Annotated in this window: 1 protein-coding gene; it reads right to left on the reverse strand. The window is 39.9% G+C overall.

All coding sequences use genetic code 11. The features are described from left to right. A partial coding sequence (locus Aru01_RS18300; RefSeq protein ID WP_042111819.1) for an Ig-like domain-containing protein occupies positions 1–544 on the reverse strand: 544 nt, incomplete at both ends.

Below are 544 nucleotides of genomic sequence, written 5' to 3' on the forward strand. Positions count from 1 at the left end.
CTGTCCGAATCGCTGTCGCTGTGTCAGAGTCGCTGTCTGAATCAGAGTCATCGATTATAGGTGCTGTAACAGTCCCTTCAGGAGATACATTTCCAGCAGCATCTTCAAGAACTACAACTAGTTTTTCACCATCAACAAAAGGCTTATCTAGATCAACAGTAAAACTACCATCTTCCTTAACGATGCCTGTACCAACAATGTTGCCATCTTTGTCTTTAACCACAACTTTAGCATTAGGCTCGCCCTGACCACTTACAGTTTCACCATCTTTTGTAATTGCTAAATTAGTTGGTGCTTCAGGTGCAATAGTATCTTTTAGACCAATTACTTCTGTTGGTTTAGAAAGGTTACCAGCAAGATCTTTAAGTGTTACGCCTGCTTTTTTGCCATCAGTCAATGCCGGTGAAACTGTAACTTTAAAGTTACCATTTTCATCAACTTTACCAGTTCCAATTACTTGACCAAGAGCATTTTTAATTTCAACGATAGTACCAGGTTCACCCTTACCTGTTACTTCAGTACCATCGGCATTAATTTCTGCATC

This window comes from Acinetobacter rudis (genome assembly GCF_000829675.1).
GTDB lineage: Bacteria > Pseudomonadota > Gammaproteobacteria > Pseudomonadales > Moraxellaceae > Acinetobacter > Acinetobacter rudis.